Raw genomic sequence first — 16,454 nt, 5'->3', positions numbered from 1 at the left:
AATAAGCAAAGCCTCGGTAATATCTCACTTATTTGTTGATAAGCGTGTCGTCAATGTCGTTGATACGAAAAGCCTTCAAACGGTTGCATTATCCCGTTGATATCATCGCCCAGTGCGTCCGTTGGTACTTGGCCTATGCCCTAAGCCTACGCAATCTCGAAGAGATGATGGCAGAGCGCGGCATTGAGATCGACCATTCCACGATACATCGCTGGGTGTTACGTCTGGTGCCCCTGCTCGGCAAGGCTTTCCGACCTCGCAAAAAGCCCGTTGGCCCCCGGTGGCGGATGGATGAAACCTATATCAAAGTGAAAGGTCAGTGGAAATACCTTTACCGGGCAGTCGATACCGCCGCGCTCACCCTCCTCAATGCGGAAGGATCGCCTCAGCAGGGGATTGAAATCCGTCAAAATAAATACCTGAATAACCGCATTGAGCAAGACCATCGCCACGTCAAACGTCGGATACGACCAATGTTAGGCTTCAAATCGTTTCGCCGGGCCCAAACGATTTTAGCGGGGATAGCGCTCGTTTCGATGCTGCGTAAAGGGCAATACTTACAACCCGAAGATAAGACATTGTCGCCGGCAAGGCGGTTTTATCGATTGACTGCATAAATAGTAATCATTCCCACCTCCGTACAGACTTTCTCTGTTAATACGACAGAACCAAGCGAAGAGTATAACAGAAATTTTATTATCTGAAACCAGCCAGAACGCTACGAATGTTATTACGTTTTTTCGGACAGTTTTCATACTTGTGTTTTGTTGCCATATTGATATTTTTTAATTTATCGCATAATTGAGCAATATCTTTAGGTGTCCAATACAAATTATGTCCATAAAATATTTTATTGAATGGACTCAAGAATTGATCTACCCCTCCGGCTTTTAAAATTCGGGCAATTATTGTCGCACAATTCTTAATTAAAAAATTGTAATGCACATTCGTATGATTTATTGCTCTTCTTGCATTCAGCATTTTATCTACATCCAAACCATACAACCTATAATAGACATGATACGCTTCTTGAAATTCCTGAAAAGTTCCTTCATAATTGAAATATGCATCTTCCCAAAATTTTTGTTGTCTAATTCCTTGTTGGATAGGTCTTTTGGGATTAAAATCTACTTGATTATTTATGTAATCATGAAGATCATCTGAATTAATTGCGCCAATCAGCATTGCAGCATGACCCGTTATTGAGCCATATTCAGCATATTTAACAAATACTGTGGCACTCAGTTGCCTATTGTCTGCCATTATGTAAGTCCTCTAATAGTTTTCATCTTTAAAATTACCTATTTAATTATCTACACTCAATAAATCGCCATTATTTATGAATATAATCTTATTTATATTTTCGAGAATTTTCTTTCTTGTTAGCAGATCACAAAACTGGATATATTATTTAATATTGCATTCATATAATAAGCTACCGTCTTGATTGTCAAGTTTTGTTTGCCCATAGTAGGTTCCAACATCATTAGAAAAAAGGCGAAAATACCTTGCATAACAAAGAGTAGCAGTATTTTTCAGGAGTTGTGTGGCAAATCGTCGAGCCGTAGTTTTGTAAACCCGTCATTCCGCACCTCATTCATAATTTGGTTCTGTCGCATTAACAGAGAAAGTCTGAGTAAATGTGGGGTTGATTACTATTTACGTAGTCAATCGATAAAACCGCCTTGCCGGCGACAATGTCTTATCTTCGGGTTGTAAGTATTGCCCTTTACGCAGCATCGAAACGAACTCTATCCCCGCTAAAATCGTTTGAACCCGGCGAAACGATTTGAAGCCTAACATCGGCCGTATCCTACGTTTAATGTTTCGATGATCTTGCTCAATGAGATTATTGAGGTATTTGCTCTGCCTGATAGTGAGGGTTTCTTCTTCGGGTTTATCGGCGTTGAGCGTAGCCAGTGCGGCGGTGTTCGCCCCACTTTTATCAAGGGTCACGACCTCAGGCTCAGCAGGGTGGCATCGCCTTACGAAAGAAGCGCAACGCGCCAGCGCTGTCCTGTAGGACGTTTACGCCGACGGAATGCCTTATCCCGTAATGGAGTCAATCGGATAACCCAGTGATACAGCGTGGAATGGTCTGCCTCAATACCGCGCTCTGCCATCCACTGAGCAATGATCTTGATAGGATAATGTAACCGCTTGAAGGCTTTCGAATTAAAGACACGGGCAACTCACTCTGTAAAAGATCGCATATTACCTGCTCTTCCCTTAATGCAACAGAACCGGATAACGTGCTCTATAAGGAAAAAGTCGGTCATGTATTAAATAGTTAGTTGCTATGATAATCTTCCGGTATTTCGTGGTGGAACATGGCTAAAGTAGAAGTTGATTGTCATTATTGTCACAAACCAGAAGAGGTCAAAGGACATGGAAAAGGTCATAGAGGTTATCCCCGCTACCGCTGCTATGCCTGCAATAAAGTCTTTCAGTTGGCATACACCTATCAAGCTTGCAAACCGGGAGTCAAAGAGCAGCTTATTGAGATGGCGATGAATAACAGCGGCATCCGTGACACGGCCCGCGTATTGAAGGTGGCAACAGCTACTGTGATGAAAACGCTTAAAAACTCAACCCCCGGAACGTGACGACGCTTCCTCTTGACGGGGATGACATTCATCTTATTTATGAAGTGGATGAGCAGTGGTCGTTTGTGGGGAGTAAGAAAAATCAACGCTGGCTCTGGTATGCCTGGGAGCCGCGTATGAAACGGTCATGACTCCAATAGTTAGATCACCCTATAAAGAAGAGTATTCACGTTCGATGAAACGCCCTATCACCTTGTCGTGTATCTCCTTTGATTTGGAATAGCCCATCGTCCTTCGATTCAGTCTTTTTAAACGGGTACGGAATATCAAATTGGTTCTTTCTATACGTTGGGTATAATGTTTTCCAACAATATGTTTTTCTTCAGGAAGTTCAATCACCAAAAACATGCGCCACAACTCGCTTGAGGCGAGGTTCCCAAACATACCAGAGCCAGCGTTGATTTTTCTTACTACTCACATTGCAGGAATAAAAGCATAGTCGTTTTATCCAAACTTTAATGCGGAAATTTAAGATTGAAAAATTTCCGCATTGGGAAAATTTATCATTGCTTATCTATTATTTCTTCGAATTAATCAACACCATTAGAAAATAAAATCACTTTCAATTTCACTATTAATTAATAGCTTTCGATAATATCCATGTACCCGTGCCATTATCTCTATCTGATAATAGAGAAGTATGAACTTCATAGACAGCACCAGGCTGATTTGCAAACCAACAAGTATCAAGGAATCCGCCATGTGCATGGTTAAATTTATTCAGTAAACGAATAGTATTACCTTCACGGACTTTACCATCAAATCCATCGGTTGTATCTGAAAAGAGATACCATATTGCAGTATCGAGGGCATGTACAGGTTTATCCGCAGTGTAAACATTATAGAGCTCTGGTGACGGAGCATTACCACTGACTCTCAGATATCCTCCATTATTTCTATAGAAATTTAATAAAAATACCGTATCACTACTATAAACTTCCGTTCCTAAACTTTTACCTTCTGCCGATAAAATCTGCCATGAACCTGAGCCAGTATCACGATTTGGTGAAACAGAAGTAACAACATTATACTTTTCACCGAGTGAAATTGCTTGTCCATAAACATCAAGATAACTGCCATCAGCATGATTGTTTTTAAGATGTAAAATATCACCGTATAAAATGACCTGAGCCATTATTTCCTCCCTAAATGTTTTAAAAAAAAACTTAATCTCCGCAACTCAAATCATACCATTACAAACTAATAAATAAATCGCCAGTCATTTTAAAATAACATCATATGACCGCTATTTTTATCTATATCACTTGTAATATCACGACTTATATTTCTTATTTAGTTCATTTCAGTACGCTGGCTAAATCGCTGTCTACGACGATAAGCAAAAACATCTTCTATATATCCTTTTTTAATTCTCTCTTGCAAAGTTCGCCAATAATCTGCCTTAAATAGATCACTGTGACTTTCTTCAAAATAATACTTAATACGTTTGTCAGTACATAGAAAATGCCGAAATTCTTCGGGAAAAACATCGTTAATAGCAACACTGTACCAAGGTTCACTAGCCAACTCATCTTCTGGGTAACGTGGCGGAGGAATATCCCGAAAATTCACTTCGGTCATGTAACAGATTTCATCATAATCGTAGAAAATCACCCTTCCGTGGCGTGTAACACCAAAATTTTTAAACAACATGTCACCTGGGAAAATATTTGCAGCAGCCAATTGTTTAATGGCATTTCCGTATTCCTCAATCACATCCTTCAATTGTGCCTCATTGACCTGTTCCATATAAATGTTTAACGGCATCATTTTACGCTCCATATAAAGATGCTTTATCAAGAGCTTATCTCCAAAATCTTCTAACTTTTCTGGTATCTCTTTTTGCAATTCTTCCATTAACTCAGGGCTAATATGGCATTTATCAATGACAAAGTTTTCGAATTCCTGGGTATCTGCCATTCTTCCAACACGATCATGCTCTTTTACCAGACGGTAGCATTCTTGAACACGCTCTTGAGAAACCTCTTTCTGTGGCGCAAATTTGTCTTTAATCACTTTAAATACACGATCAAATGACGGGAAAGTGAAAACCAGCATCACCATGCCCTTCACACCGGGCGCAATCGTAAACTGTTCTTGAGTGGAATTAATGAATGTCAGATATTCACGGTAGTATTCTGTTTTACCGTGCTTTTGACAGCCTATCGCCATGTATAACTCTGCCGTGGATTTCGTCGGAAGAATTTCACGCAACCACTCAACTAAAGCTGCGGGCAAAGGTGCGTAAACCATAAAATAGGAGCGGGCAAAACCAAAAACAATACTGGCATCATCGTAGTTGGTCAGACAAGTATCGACAAAAATTCCTCCTGATTCATTGTGATGAATCGGCAACAAAAAGGGATAAACCGTCGTCCCCATCCTGATTTTTCCTACCAACCAGGCTGCCTTATTACGATAAAACAGTTCATTAGCAATTTGGAACGTGGAATATAATAAATCGCATTGGGAAAATGTATTCTGTAAATATTGCGTGATATAACCAATATCCCGATCCAAATCCTCCCATTTAAGACGCAGTGGCAAATCATTTAAGATGGTTCGCAACATGGATGCGAGATTCCCATTAGGAAAAAAATCCCGTGATAATGGGCGAGAAATATGGCGAAAACGCGAAGAGGGTTGAGAAGAAAAGATATAGAGATTTTCTGGTTTCAAATTACGATGTTTAAAAAAACGACAATAAACCGAATTAAAAAAACTTTCTGCAATTTCAAAACGCGGATAGTCAGGCAATAAACGGGTATAAACCACTTTAACTTCGGCAATGTAATCTTCATCATATTGTAATGGAGTATGAATGCGCTTCAATTGCTCCACCACCAATCCAACATGATGATCATACAAGTTAATCCTCTTTTTCATGGCCTGTTGCACAGCCTGCCAGTCAGCCTGTTCAAAACGTTGTTGTGCCCCAGAAGTGACTTCCAGAAATCGACCATATTGCGCATCAAATCCCTGCAAAATGGTTTGTGCAATTAAATGTGCGAGATCTATTTCCATATTTAGCCACCCTTATCCGACACGTAAAGGGGTATTCTTTTTAGAATTCCCCCTATCGTTTATTATTTCCATCAATATAATAAAATTAGAATTGTTGTTCTTCTGTCGATCCGGTTAATGCAGTAACAGAAGAACTCTCTCCCTGAATAATAGTGGTCACTTTATCAAAATATCCCGTTCCCACTTCCTGCTGATGTGAGGAGAAGGTATAACCACGCTCAAGAGCAGCAAATTCTTGTTCCTGAACTTTTTCAACATAATGTTTCATTCCTTCACCACGTGCATAATCGTAGGCCAAATCAAACATGTTGAACCACATGCTATGTATACCCGCAAGTGTAATAAACTGGAATTTATATCCCATAGCAGATAACTGATCTTGGAAACTGGCGATCGTTTTATCATCCAGATTCTTTTTCCAATTGAAAGAAGGTGAACAGTTATAAGCTAACAACTTGCCAGGATATTTAGCATGGACGGCTTCAGCAAAACAACGAGCCGCTTCAATATCCGGTGTAGAGGTTTCGCACCAGACAACATCGGCGTAAGGAGCATAAGCCAATCCACGGCTAATAGCTTGTTCAATGCCAGCACGTGTACAATAGAAACCTTCACAGGTTCGCTTACCAGTAATGAAGGCTTTGTCATAAGGATCACAATCTGAAGTCAATAAATCTGCTGCATCTGCATCGGTACGCGCAATTAACAAGGTTGGTACACCGGATACATCAGCCGCCAAGCGTGCAGCTATCAGCTTCTGAATAGCCTCTTGCGTCGGAACCAGGACTTTGCCACCCATGTGTCCACATTTTTTCACCGCTGCCAGTTGATCTTCAAAATGTACTGCGGCAGCACCAGCCTCGATCATCGCTTTCATCAATTCAAATGCGTTAAGTACCCCGCCAAACCCTGCCTCCGCATCTGCGACAATCGGCAGGAAATAGTCAATATATTCTTGACTATCTGGATCGATACCATTTGACCATTGGATCTGATCTGCACGACGGAAGCTATTATTGATACGCCTGATTACATTAGGAACAGAATCAACGGGATACAATGATTGATCAGGATACATACTGGCTGCCGTATTTGCATCTGCCGCCACTTGCCAGCCGGAAAGATAAACCGCCTCAATACCTGCTTTAGCTTGCTGAAGTGCCTGGCCGCCAGTCAGCGCCCCAAGCGCGTTCACATAACCTTTTTTCGAGTTACCATTCAGCAAGCTCCATAACTTTTTCGCCCCCATTTGCGCTAAAGTATGTTCAGGATTAATCGAACCACGCAATTTAACGACATCTTCAGCACTATACGGACGAGTAATACCTTTCCAACGCGGTTGTTGCCACTCTTGTTCTAGTTGAGCGATTTGTTGTTTCCGGGACATGGTCATGATGTTCTACTTCCTATTCTTAATTAATCGGATATTTTTGCCATTATTGTCTTTAAGTTAGTCTAATAACTGATAACCAGGTAATGTTAGGAAATCAATTAAGTTGTCCTGAGTGGTAATTCTTTCCATCAAATCAGAAGCTTCCATAAATCGCCCTTGATTAAAGCGCTGCTCCCCAACTTCCTGTCTAATAACAGCTAATTCTTCTTTTAACATTTCTCTGAACAGTTCTTTTGTCACTTTTTTGCCATTGGAGAGTGATTTTTCATGGCGAATCCATTGCCAAATAGAAGTTCGGGAAATCTCTGCCGTAGCAGCATCTTCCATCAAACCGTAAATCGGTACACATCCATTCCCCGAAATCCAAGCCTCTATGTACTGAACTGCAACACGAATATTTGCGCGCATTCCCTCTTCTGTTCTTTCTCCCACACAAGGCGCAAGCAATTGTTCAGCCGTAATCGCATTATCTTCTTCGCGCAAAACTGTTAATTGGTTTTGACGCTCTTCCAGTTTTGCGTCAAAGATCTCCATGACAATATCCGCAAGCCCTGGATGCGCAACCCATGTGCCATCATGGCCATTATTGGCTTCCAGCGCTTTATCCGCTCTGACTTTGTCCAAAACTTGCTGATTTTGCACAGGATCTTTACTAGGAATAAATGCCGACATTCCTCCCATTGCAAATGCACCACGTTTATGACAGGTTTTAATCAGCAAGCGAGAGTAAGCACTCAAGAAAGGTTGTGTCATCGTAACGGATTGACGATCCGGCAAAACGCGATCAGCATGATTTTTCAGTGTCTTGATATAACTAAAAATATAATCCCAGCGCCCACAATTCAGGCCAACGATGTGATGACGTAAGTGATACAGAATTTCATCCATCTGGAATACAGCTGGTAATGTTTCAATCAAAACCGTTGCCTTAATCGTACCTGTTGGCAAATTGAAACGTGATTCTGTAAAACTGAAAACATCACTCCACCATTGCGCTTCATGGTAGCTTTGTATTTTGGGTAGATAAAAATAAGGGCCGCTGCCTTTTTGCAGTAACTTCTTATGATTCAAGTAGAAATAGAGAGCAAAATCAAACAGCCCACCAGAAATCGGTTCGTTCTTGTAGAGGATATGTTTTTCTGACAGGTGCAACCCTCTAACCCGGGCAATCAATACTGCGGGCTCTGCTTTCAACTCATAACGCTTACCCTGCTCATTGGTATATGAGATCGTCCCATTGACGGCATCCCGTAAGTTAATTTGTCCATTGATAACCTTATCCCATTCAGGCGCTAATGAATCCTCAAAATCTGCCATAAATACTTTTACATTTGCATTTAAGGCATTGATGACCATCTTGCGCTCCACAGGCCCCGTTATTTCAACCCGACGATCTTTGAGATCATCCGGTATTCCCTGAATTTTCCAATCTCCATTTCTAATGGAAGCTGTTTCCGAAATAAAGTCAGGTAATGAACCGTTATCTATCTTTTCCTGCCAATGTACACGCTCATCCAATAATTTTGTACGTCTGTCGGAAAATTCGATAATTAAATCCTCTAAAAATCGAATAGATTCAGGTGATAACACCTGTTTCTCCGTTTCTCCAAAAGATTTAATAAAAGTTAATTTTGTTGCTAGTACCTGCTGCATAATTTCCCCATTTTTCACTTTTAAACACTCATCCGCTTAAGAGTAATCAATTGAAAAAATAAATCAAAAACAGTTTCCATTATTTTTAATAATTAAAATTATCACTGTAGAATCAATTAATTAAGACGCATTAAGGATAAAAAAAGCAGGGAAATAAATTCCAAAAAACTCGCACACAACAGTGTTAAGTTTTTGTTATGCATGAAAAATAACGAATGGCTATTGAACGACAACAACGGAAGGAAAATTAACAAAATGAGAAGTGTCTCGCTTCAGCAGCCTCTCATTTTTATTTAAAACTTAAAAATCTACACGGAAAAGAAAGGGACGCTATCCTGATATGCCTCTCAAGCAAGCTCGTGAAACGCGGGATAAATGTCGTAACTGGTTGGCTTCTGGTAAAGATCCAAAGTTACAGTTTGGCTTAGATATGCAAGAATCATTAAAGCCAGTCACTGTAAAAGATGCTATCGAGTATTGAATAGACAACTACGGAAAAGACAACCGCGTAGGTATTGATAAACATATAGCTCAACTAAATAAATATATTTATCCCAATATTGGGAACATGGCATTATCAGACTGTGAAACGCGCTATTGGCTTCAATGTTTTGATAATATAAAAAAGAAATCCCCTGTTTCTGCTGGAAGTATATTCCAATTATGCAAACAAGCTTTAAAATTCTGCCGTGTAAGGAAATTCGCTATTAGTAATGCTTTGGATGATTTAATCATTCCAGATGTAGGTAAGGTACAAAATAAAATCGATAGGTTTTTAACCGATAATGAGTTAGGTCAATTATGGAGATCTATAAATACAAATACTCACACTCCTTATTACAGTAACTTATTAACAGTCTTGATTGTGTTTGGCTGTAGAACTCGGTCATGATACCAATTATCAATATCTTTGCCATCTGAATGTTCTCCAAATAGACAGACTATACATGAGTCAATAAATTGATGTCATGACTATATATTGAGTTGGTACAATTATTTAAATATCTGTGCCATATCTGTACCACAACGAACAAGGATGATATAGATGTTTCTGCAATGGGTTAAACGCGCATCCATCTAGATAATAAAAGATATTTTCGGTGAGATTAGAGGGATGGCATCAGCATTCTTTATATTAGGTATTCTTGTGAGTAGCCTTGAGCTTAAATTCCGCCTGATCTTTTTGGCCCTGATAGCAGTCCTTTACTCTCCTGAAATTTGGCAGTTCCTGAAAGCCAGAATAAACAATAAAAATCGGCGTTAGTTGATGCTAATTTCAACTGCTCAGAGGCTCATTGATATGTTCTGTCATCCACTCAGAGAGCGAACAAAGAAATATTTTATTTAATTTCAAATGCTAATTAATTGTTAAATATTATTCGCTTGTTGTTGAGAAGAAATGAGCATAACTTTAATTTAGTATTTGTATTTTTACTTTTTCATGAGAGGAGCCTATGTCCTGTAGAGATTTTTTTGAAAAAGTGACTCATCTAGGATTGATCACTGAATATCGGCAACCAAACGGATACACCTCATTGAGAATAAAGAACAAGACTCCTCTTCACCTTATAGCCAATGTCACCCCGCAAGCGGCTAGTCGCTGGCTAGGCCAATTAGGTTTTATCTGTATTACACCGCCTGCAACTGGAAAGAGAGGCATGTATATCTTGCTCCCGCATTCTTGTGATTTAAACATAGATCGCTATCGACGAGATATATTAAGTCGTATAGTGTCATCTGAACGTTTTACCGATATTATTCAAGAAATACAGCGCCGATCCCAACAAGCCAATCAAAACCAAATAAGCCATCAATCCTATACATTCAGACCGTCACAAATTTCGACCAACCAAATGATTGATCCAATGAGGAGGCAAAGACAAAATCAACGCTATAATCCAGTAGCATCAACAAATGCCGCTTTACAGCACTCTGCCCGACCGCGTGATCCTGTGGCGACACAATTGCTTACGGATACTCCTCTATCAATACAGCAGAGCCGCATTACGGCTTATCAACATGGGGATATGCCGGGGACTTCGAATTTTTTACAAACCGTTCAACTTCAACCTAGTGGCCCTATTAGGAGACAGCCTTCTTCGACTTCACAACGTCCTACCCCATATCAGCAACCTGCTACTCAAGAAAGCTTCTCAACATTACATTCTCTATTAGAAAATACATCTTCCCAGCCCGATCCATCTGGTTTGAATACACGACAAAGAAGTTTATCTCCTTATCCTTATGAACGACCACCACTATCTATACAACCACCGGGTGCTCCGAGGCCACCATCCAGGCCACAAACTCCACTGTCACTACAACGGCCAGTTTCACCCATACGTCCTGTATACGATAATCCCAGCAGTGAGGATATTGATGATATTTTGGAGACTCTTCGTTCTCATGTCAGAACACCAAGTCCACGGCGTTAAGGTATTTCGCAACTCTATGAGTCTCTGAGTTCGTTTCCGCTGACTCCGTTTCAAACGGAACGATGACATATAACTAAACCTGCACCAGGCAGGAAATACTTTCAAGGGGTTAAAAGGGATTTCAAATCCAATTTATCATAACATATTGATTTTTATCATAATTTAAATTCAAACCATCTTTTTCTATCCCGCAATGGAATTCTGGTTCTCTGACAGAAATAAGAGATATCAAGGGGTAAGCCAAAGAAGCAAAGACACTTAGCTTGAACGAAGAGAAAGCCGCGTCATTTAGGCGCAGTCGGTAACATGCCCTTATAGGGCTAGAGCAAACCACCCGCTATGCAGGTGGCTCTGATTTTGGTACATGCGGGATTTTTCCTGATGTAACTTAATGGCTACTGACCAATCTGACGGCAGAGCAAAGCCCGAATTCGGGCTTAGGTGATAACCCATTGATATTTAATCAGACGCCAGATTTTGCGTTTGCTTGCACAGCCCGTTATGTCCAAGTAATACGCTGAAAAACAATGAATTTATAACGTTTGCCCAGCACATAAATTAACCATTGGGATTTCCGCAATGGTTGTGTCAAAGTGACGGCCTCGGATAAATCAATGAGTTAGCCAACTATGGTGGAAATCACAACACAGGAGGGCTTGAATTTAAGCCGTCATAGTAAAGGCCTTATAAAACAACATGGTCAAAATCGTGACCATCTTTAAAGTGGGTATCACCATTTCGATGATACCTTTTGCTGAATGTAACTGACTCCATACGTATTACGTTCGCAGTGATTTAACTTATTGATTATTATCATGGTTGAAAAACCAGTTCATCTATAGGCGGTGGAAAATGGCACGAAGACAGAAGAAGAATACACCCTCGATAGTCGCTACAGAGCGATAAGCGCAGTGATTACCCGCTGCGTGTTGTGGGCTTTGATGAGATGGCGCTATCGGTGATGTTGTTACAGAAAGGTCAGGTGATCACAGTAACGGGGACATCTTCTTACTGGCAGGGCTATCAGTTGGCTGTTACCTCAATAGCTTCCGACGAAATACGTCGCAACCCTCTATAGCTCGGAGCGTTAAACGTACTAACCCACTCACTACCGACGAAATTTGTTATCAGTCTCTTCACAGCGTTCTTAATGTTCTCACCTTATAACGAGCTTATGTATTTGTTTAGCGAATTATGTATAAAAACTTGTATAAATATTCACATATTTAAGCAAATATAAATCAACCTAATCATATGAATTAGTTAGTATTATATCCTTTATAGTTAGATCATATGGCGTAATCTGGTAAACATAATAATTCAACCAATTTGAAAATAGTAAATGACCATGACTACGCCAAGACGCAACTGGTTTATTTGCTGGATCGTTATTTGGAAAATAATTGACTGGCAACTTTGGTTCCAAACCAGCATTACGATCACGCCAATATTCCGCAGCTAATGTACCTACATCATATTCAGGGTGCCCTGTCACAAATACTAATCGTTTGTCTTTACTGGCAAATAAATAAGCTCCTGCCTCTTCTGAACTGGCTAAAATATCTAAATCCGTATGTTCACGAATTAGAGACTCAGGAAAATCGGCAAAACGCGAGTGAGGGGCAAAAAATGTTTCGTCAAAGCCACGGGTTAATAATGCTAAAGAATCTAAAGTTGAATGGAGATAAACACCAGATAGTTTAGTTTTCAGTGTATATTTAGGAAGATGATAAAGCACTTTTAACGCAGCTTGAACCGCCCAACAGACAAAAAGTGTCGAGGTAACATGTTCTTTTGCCCAAGTCACTACTTTTTCAACTTCACTCCAATAAACCACATCCTCAAATTCAACGAGTCCTAAAGGGGCGCCCGTGACAATCAGTCCATCGAAATTTTGATCTTTTATTGAATCAAAATCACAATAAAAGGTATCTAAATGTTCAGCAGGCGTATTTTTACATTGGCGGCTATCAATACGTAGCAATTGAATGTCGATTTGAAGCGGTGTGTTAGATAATAGCCGAATAAACTGGTTTTCTGTTTCTATCTTCTTTGGCATTAGGTTGAGGAGCAATACCTTCAATGGACGAATATTCTGAATATTGGCCCGTGTTGACGTCATAACAAAAATGTTTTCATTGCGAAGAGCGTTCACCGCAGGTAATTCATCTGGTACACGAATTGGCATTGCTTAAAACCTCGACTATTTAACTTATGCATTTAGACTTCTAGATAGCCAAATTTACCCCAAACGGAAGGTAAATGTCGAGTTATTGTACTCAAATTGAAATTATTTCATTTTATTATATAGAAAATGGTAATCAGAATAAGGAAGAAAAAATTAAGGTGGTATCGTCACAATACGATGTGATAAATATCGTGATCAATATCAATATCAATATCAATATCAATATCAATATCAATATCAATATCAATATTTCATAAATAAAATTAAAGATAGGCAAGATTCATAACTTGATAATTTAGACAATCTTTAAACACCTGATAATTCTGTTCCCTGAGTTGTTCAGGATAACTTAAGACAACCAACTCATGAAATTATCTATAACGGTGATAGTCGCTCATCAGGAACAGACTGGAATTGGCATGATATTGCTTATGATATAGCTGGAACGATAGCAGATAATTCAGGAAAAAATGAACAAGCCGCCAAGACAATGAAAGATTACCTGAAATTATCAGAAAGGGCGATATTGGCCGCTTATACACGTAAAAATAACCAAATACCCTAAAAAAATTAAACGCAAAAAAGCCATCCGGTAACGGATGGCTTCTCTGACTGATTGAATGTCTGGCAGTGTCCTACTCTCACATGGGGAGACCCCACACTACCATCGGCGCTACGGCGTTTCACTGCTGAGTTCGGCATGGGATCAGGTGGGACCACCGCGCTGTTGCCGCCAGACAAATTCTGTTTTCAATCCCGAACAAGCCTGCTTTCTCTGAAACTTCTCTCTCAAACCCCAAAACACCTTCGGTGTTGTCAGGTTAAGCCGCACGGGTCATTAGTACCGGTTAGCTCAACGTCTCGCAACGCTTACACACCCGGCCTATCTACGTCCTCGTCTCGAACGTTCCTTCAGTGTCCTCTAGGGACAAGGGAAGACTCATCTTAAGGCAAGTTTCCCGCTTAGATGCTTTCAGCGGTTATCTCTTCCGCACTTAGCTACCGGGCAGTGCCATTGGCATGACAACCCGAACACCAGTGGTGCGTCCACTCCGGTCCTCTCGTACTAGGAGCAGCCCCTTGCAATCTTCCAACGCCCACGGCAGATAGGGACCGAACTGTCTCACGACGTTCTAAACCCAGCTCGCGTACCACTTTAAATGGCGAACAGCCATACCCTTGGGACCTACTTCAGCCCCAGGATGTGATGAGCCGACATCGAGGTGCCAAACACCGCCGTCGATATGAACTCTTGGGCGGTATCAGCCTGTTATCCCCGGAGTACCTTTTATCCGTTGAGCGATGGCCCTTCCATACAGAACCACCGGATCACTATGACCTGCTTTCGCACCTGCTCGAGCCGTCACTCTCGCAGTCAAGCTAGCTTATGCCATTGCACTAACCTCACGATGTCCGACCGTGATTAGCTAACCTTCGTGCTCCTCCGTTACGCTTTGGGAGGAGACCGCCCCAGTCAAACTACCCACCAGACACTGTCCGCAACCCGGATAACGGGCCGACGTTAGAACATCAAACATTCAAGGGTGGTATTTCAAGGATGGCTCCATGCAGACTGGCGTCCACATTTCACAGCCTCCCACCTATCCTACACATCAAGGCTCAAGGTTCAGTGTCAAGCTATAGTAAAGGTTCACGGGGTCTTTCCGTCTTGCCGCGGGTACACTGCATCTTCACAGCGAGTTCAATTTCACTGAGTCTCGGGTGGAGACAGCCTGGCCATCATTACGCCATTCGTGCAGGTCGGAACTTACCCGACAAGGAATTTCGCTACCTTAGGACCGTTATAGTTACGGCCGCCGTTTACTGGGGCTTCGATCAAGAGCGTCGCCTTGCGGCTAACCCCATCAATTAACCTTCCAGCACCGGGCAGGCGTCACACCGTATACGTCCACTTTCGTGTTTGCACAGTGCTGTGTTTTTATTAAACAGTTGCAGCCAGCTGGTATCTGCGACTGGCCTCGGCTCCGAAAGCGTGTTTCTTCACCTAACGCCAGCGTGCCTTCTCCCGAAGTTACGGCACCATTTTGCCTAGTTCCTTCACCCGAGTTCTCTCAAGCGCCTGAGTATTCTCTACCTGACCACCTGTGTCGGTTTGGGGTACGATTGACCATAATCTGACGCTTAGGGGCTTTTCCTGGAGCGGGGCATCAGCAACTTCAGCACCGTAATGCCTCGTCATCGTGCCTCAGTGTCTTGGATAACCGGATTTGCCAAGTTATCCCACCTACACACTTAAACCGGGACGACCGTCGCCCGGCTTGCCTAGCCTTCTCCGTCCCCCCATCGCAATTATGGCCAGTACAGGAATATTAACCTGTTTCCCATCGACTACGCTTTTCAGCCTCGCCTTAGGGGTCGACTCACCCTGCCCCGATTAACGTTGGACAGGAACCCTTGGTCTTCCGGCGAGCGGGTTTTTCACCCGCTTTATCGTTACTTATGTCAGCATTCGCACTTCTGATACCTCCAGCAAACCTCACAGTTCACCTTCACCGGCTTACAGAACGCTCCCCTACCCAACAACACATTCGTGTCGCTGCCGCAGCTTCGGTGCATGGTTTAGCCCCGTTACATCTTCCGCGCAGGCCGACTCGACCAGTGAGCTATTACGCTTTCTTTAAAATGATGGGCTGCTTCTAAGCCAACATCCTGGCTGTCTGAGCCTTCCCACTTCGTTTCCCACTTAACCATGACTTCGGGACCTTAGCTGGCGGGTCTGGGTTGTTTCCCTCTTCACGACGGACGTTAGCCACCCGCCGTGTGTCTCCCGTGATAACATTCTTCGGTATTCGCAGTTTGCATCGGGTTGGTAAGTCGGGATGGACCCCTAGCCGAAACAGTGCTCTACCCCCGAAGATGACTTCACGAGGCGCTACCTAAATAGCTTTCGGGGAGAACCAGCTATCTCCCGGTTTGATTGGCCTTTCACCCCAGCCACAAGTCATCCGCTAATTTTTTCAACATTAGTCGGTTCGGTCCTCCAGTTAGTGTTTACCCAACCTTCAACCTGCCCCCATGGCTTAGATCACCGGGTTTCGGGTCTATACCCTGCAACTTAACGCCCAGTTAAGACTCGGTTTCCCTGCGGCTCCCCTATGCGGTTAACTTGCTACAGAATATAAGTCGCTGACCCA

At 41.9% G+C, this 16,454-nt stretch carries 9 protein-coding genes, 2 rRNA genes and 4 pseudogenes; 5 read left to right on the top strand and 10 right to left on the bottom strand.

The genetic code is table 11. The features are described from left to right. Positions 1-53 precede the first annotated feature (53 nt). A complete protein-coding gene (locus BDE27_RS18625) occupies positions 54-617 on the top strand; it encodes an IS6 family transposase (RefSeq protein WP_099134006.1) in 564 nt (187 codons plus the stop codon). 79 nt (positions 618-696) lie between these two features. Here BDE27_RS18625 and BDE27_RS18620 read toward each other — a convergent pair whose 3' ends face one another. Next, entirely contained in the window at positions 697-1,263 is a 567-nt protein-coding gene (locus BDE27_RS18620) for a hypothetical protein (protein ID WP_099134005.1), read from the bottom strand. Between the two features lie 396 nt (positions 1,264-1,659). After that, positions 1,660-2,144 (bottom strand): annotated as a pseudogene (locus tag BDE27_RS18615) (IS6 family transposase). A 186-nt stretch (positions 2,145-2,330) separates the two neighbouring features. Between BDE27_RS18615 and BDE27_RS18610 the strand changes: the two are divergent. After that, a pseudogene (locus BDE27_RS18610) lies at positions 2,331-2,731 on the top strand (IS1 family transposase); the annotation flags it as partial. Positions 2,732-2,831: 100 nt separating this feature from the next. Here BDE27_RS18610 and BDE27_RS18600 read toward each other — a convergent pair. The 5 genes and pseudogenes from BDE27_RS18600 to aceB all read right to left on the bottom strand — a co-directional run. Then, positions 2,832-3,024, bottom strand: a pseudogene (locus tag BDE27_RS18600) (IS1 family transposase); the annotation flags it as partial. 156 nt (positions 3,025-3,180) lie between these two features. After that, a complete protein-coding gene (locus tag BDE27_RS18595; RefSeq protein ID WP_099134002.1) occupies positions 3,181-3,741 on the bottom strand; it encodes a hypothetical protein in 561 nt (186 codons plus the stop codon). A gap of 158 nt (positions 3,742-3,899) precedes the next feature. Further along, the gene (gene aceK, locus BDE27_RS18590; protein ID WP_099134001.1) at positions 3,900-5,630 is read right to left on the bottom strand and encodes a bifunctional isocitrate dehydrogenase kinase/phosphatase; all 1,731 of its coding nucleotides are present in this window, start codon (positions 5,628-5,630) and stop codon (positions 3,900-3,902) included. An 85-nt stretch (positions 5,631-5,715) separates the two neighbouring features. After that, positions 5,716-7,023: an isocitrate lyase gene (aceA, locus tag BDE27_RS18585; RefSeq protein WP_099134000.1), complete on the bottom strand. Its 1,308-nt coding sequence runs from the start codon at positions 7,021-7,023 to the stop codon at positions 5,716-5,718. A 57-nt stretch (positions 7,024-7,080) separates the two neighbouring features. After that, complete coding sequence (aceB, locus tag BDE27_RS18580; RefSeq protein WP_222941659.1) at positions 7,081-8,676, bottom strand: malate synthase A; 1,596 nt, start codon at positions 8,674-8,676, stop codon at positions 7,081-7,083. Positions 8,677-8,980: 304 nt separating this feature from the next. Here aceB and BDE27_RS18575 point away from each other — a divergent pair. After that, a pseudogene (locus BDE27_RS18575) lies at positions 8,981-9,562 on the top strand (tyrosine-type recombinase/integrase); the annotation flags it as partial. Positions 9,563-10,130: 568 nt separating this feature from the next. Beyond that, entirely contained in the window at positions 10,131-11,111 is a 981-nt protein-coding gene (locus BDE27_RS18570; protein ID WP_143707544.1) for a hypothetical protein, read from the top strand. Between the two features lie 1,246 nt (positions 11,112-12,357). Here the strand turns inward: BDE27_RS18570 and metA are convergent. Continuing rightward, positions 12,358-13,299 (bottom strand): homoserine O-acetyltransferase MetA, encoded by a 942-nt coding sequence (gene metA, locus BDE27_RS18560; protein WP_099133998.1) that lies wholly within the window; start codon positions 13,297-13,299, stop codon positions 12,358-12,360. A 74-nt stretch (positions 13,300-13,373) separates the two neighbouring features. On the opposite strand from metA, the gene BDE27_RS18555 reads away from it, so the two are divergent. Beyond that, positions 13,374-13,556 (top strand): hypothetical protein, encoded by a 183-nt coding sequence (locus BDE27_RS18555; protein WP_099133997.1) that lies wholly within the window; start codon positions 13,374-13,376, stop codon positions 13,554-13,556. A 365-nt stretch (positions 13,557-13,921) separates the two neighbouring features. Here BDE27_RS18555 and rrf read toward each other — a convergent pair. Both rrf and BDE27_RS18540 read right to left on the bottom strand, forming a co-directional pair. After that, a 5S ribosomal RNA gene (gene rrf / locus BDE27_RS18545) occupies positions 13,922-14,037 on the bottom strand. A gap of 79 nt (positions 14,038-14,116) precedes the next feature. Continuing rightward, a 23S ribosomal RNA gene (locus BDE27_RS18540) occupies positions 14,117-16,454 on the bottom strand; the annotation flags it as partial.

The organism is Xenorhabdus ehlersii, assembly GCF_003610465.1.
Classification (GTDB): Bacteria; Pseudomonadota; Gammaproteobacteria; order Enterobacterales; family Enterobacteriaceae; genus Xenorhabdus; species Xenorhabdus ehlersii.
Note: the sequence above shows the minus strand (reverse complement) of the source record. Positions and strands in the feature narration are given on the sequence as shown.

Coding starts and splice junctions, on each gene's coding strand:
- BDE27_RS18570 (WP_143707544.1), top strand. CDS start 10,131: ATGTCCTGTAGAGATTTTTTTGAAAAAGTGACTCATCTAGGATTGATC.
- BDE27_RS18625 (WP_099134006.1), top strand. CDS start 54: ATGTCGTTGATACGAAAAGCCTTCAAACGGTTGCATTATCCCGTTGAT.
- aceK (WP_099134001.1), bottom strand. CDS start 5,630: ATGGAAATAGATCTCGCACATTTAATTGCACAAACCATTTTGCAGGGA.
- BDE27_RS18555 (WP_099133997.1), top strand. CDS start 13,374: ATGTCGAGTTATTGTACTCAAATTGAAATTATTTCATTTTATTATATA.
- BDE27_RS18620 (WP_099134005.1), bottom strand. CDS start 1,263: ATGGCAGACAATAGGCAACTGAGTGCCACAGTATTTGTTAAATATGCT.
- aceB (WP_222941659.1), bottom strand. CDS start 8,676: ATGCAGCAGGTACTAGCAACAAAATTAACTTTTATTAAATCTTTTGGA.
- metA (WP_099133998.1), bottom strand. CDS start 13,299: ATGCCAATTCGTGTACCAGATGAATTACCTGCGGTGAACGCTCTTCGC.
- aceA (WP_099134000.1), bottom strand. CDS start 7,023: ATGACCATGTCCCGGAAACAACAAATCGCTCAACTAGAACAAGAGTGG.
- BDE27_RS18595 (WP_099134002.1), bottom strand. CDS start 3,741: ATGGCTCAGGTCATTTTATACGGTGATATTTTACATCTTAAAAACAAT.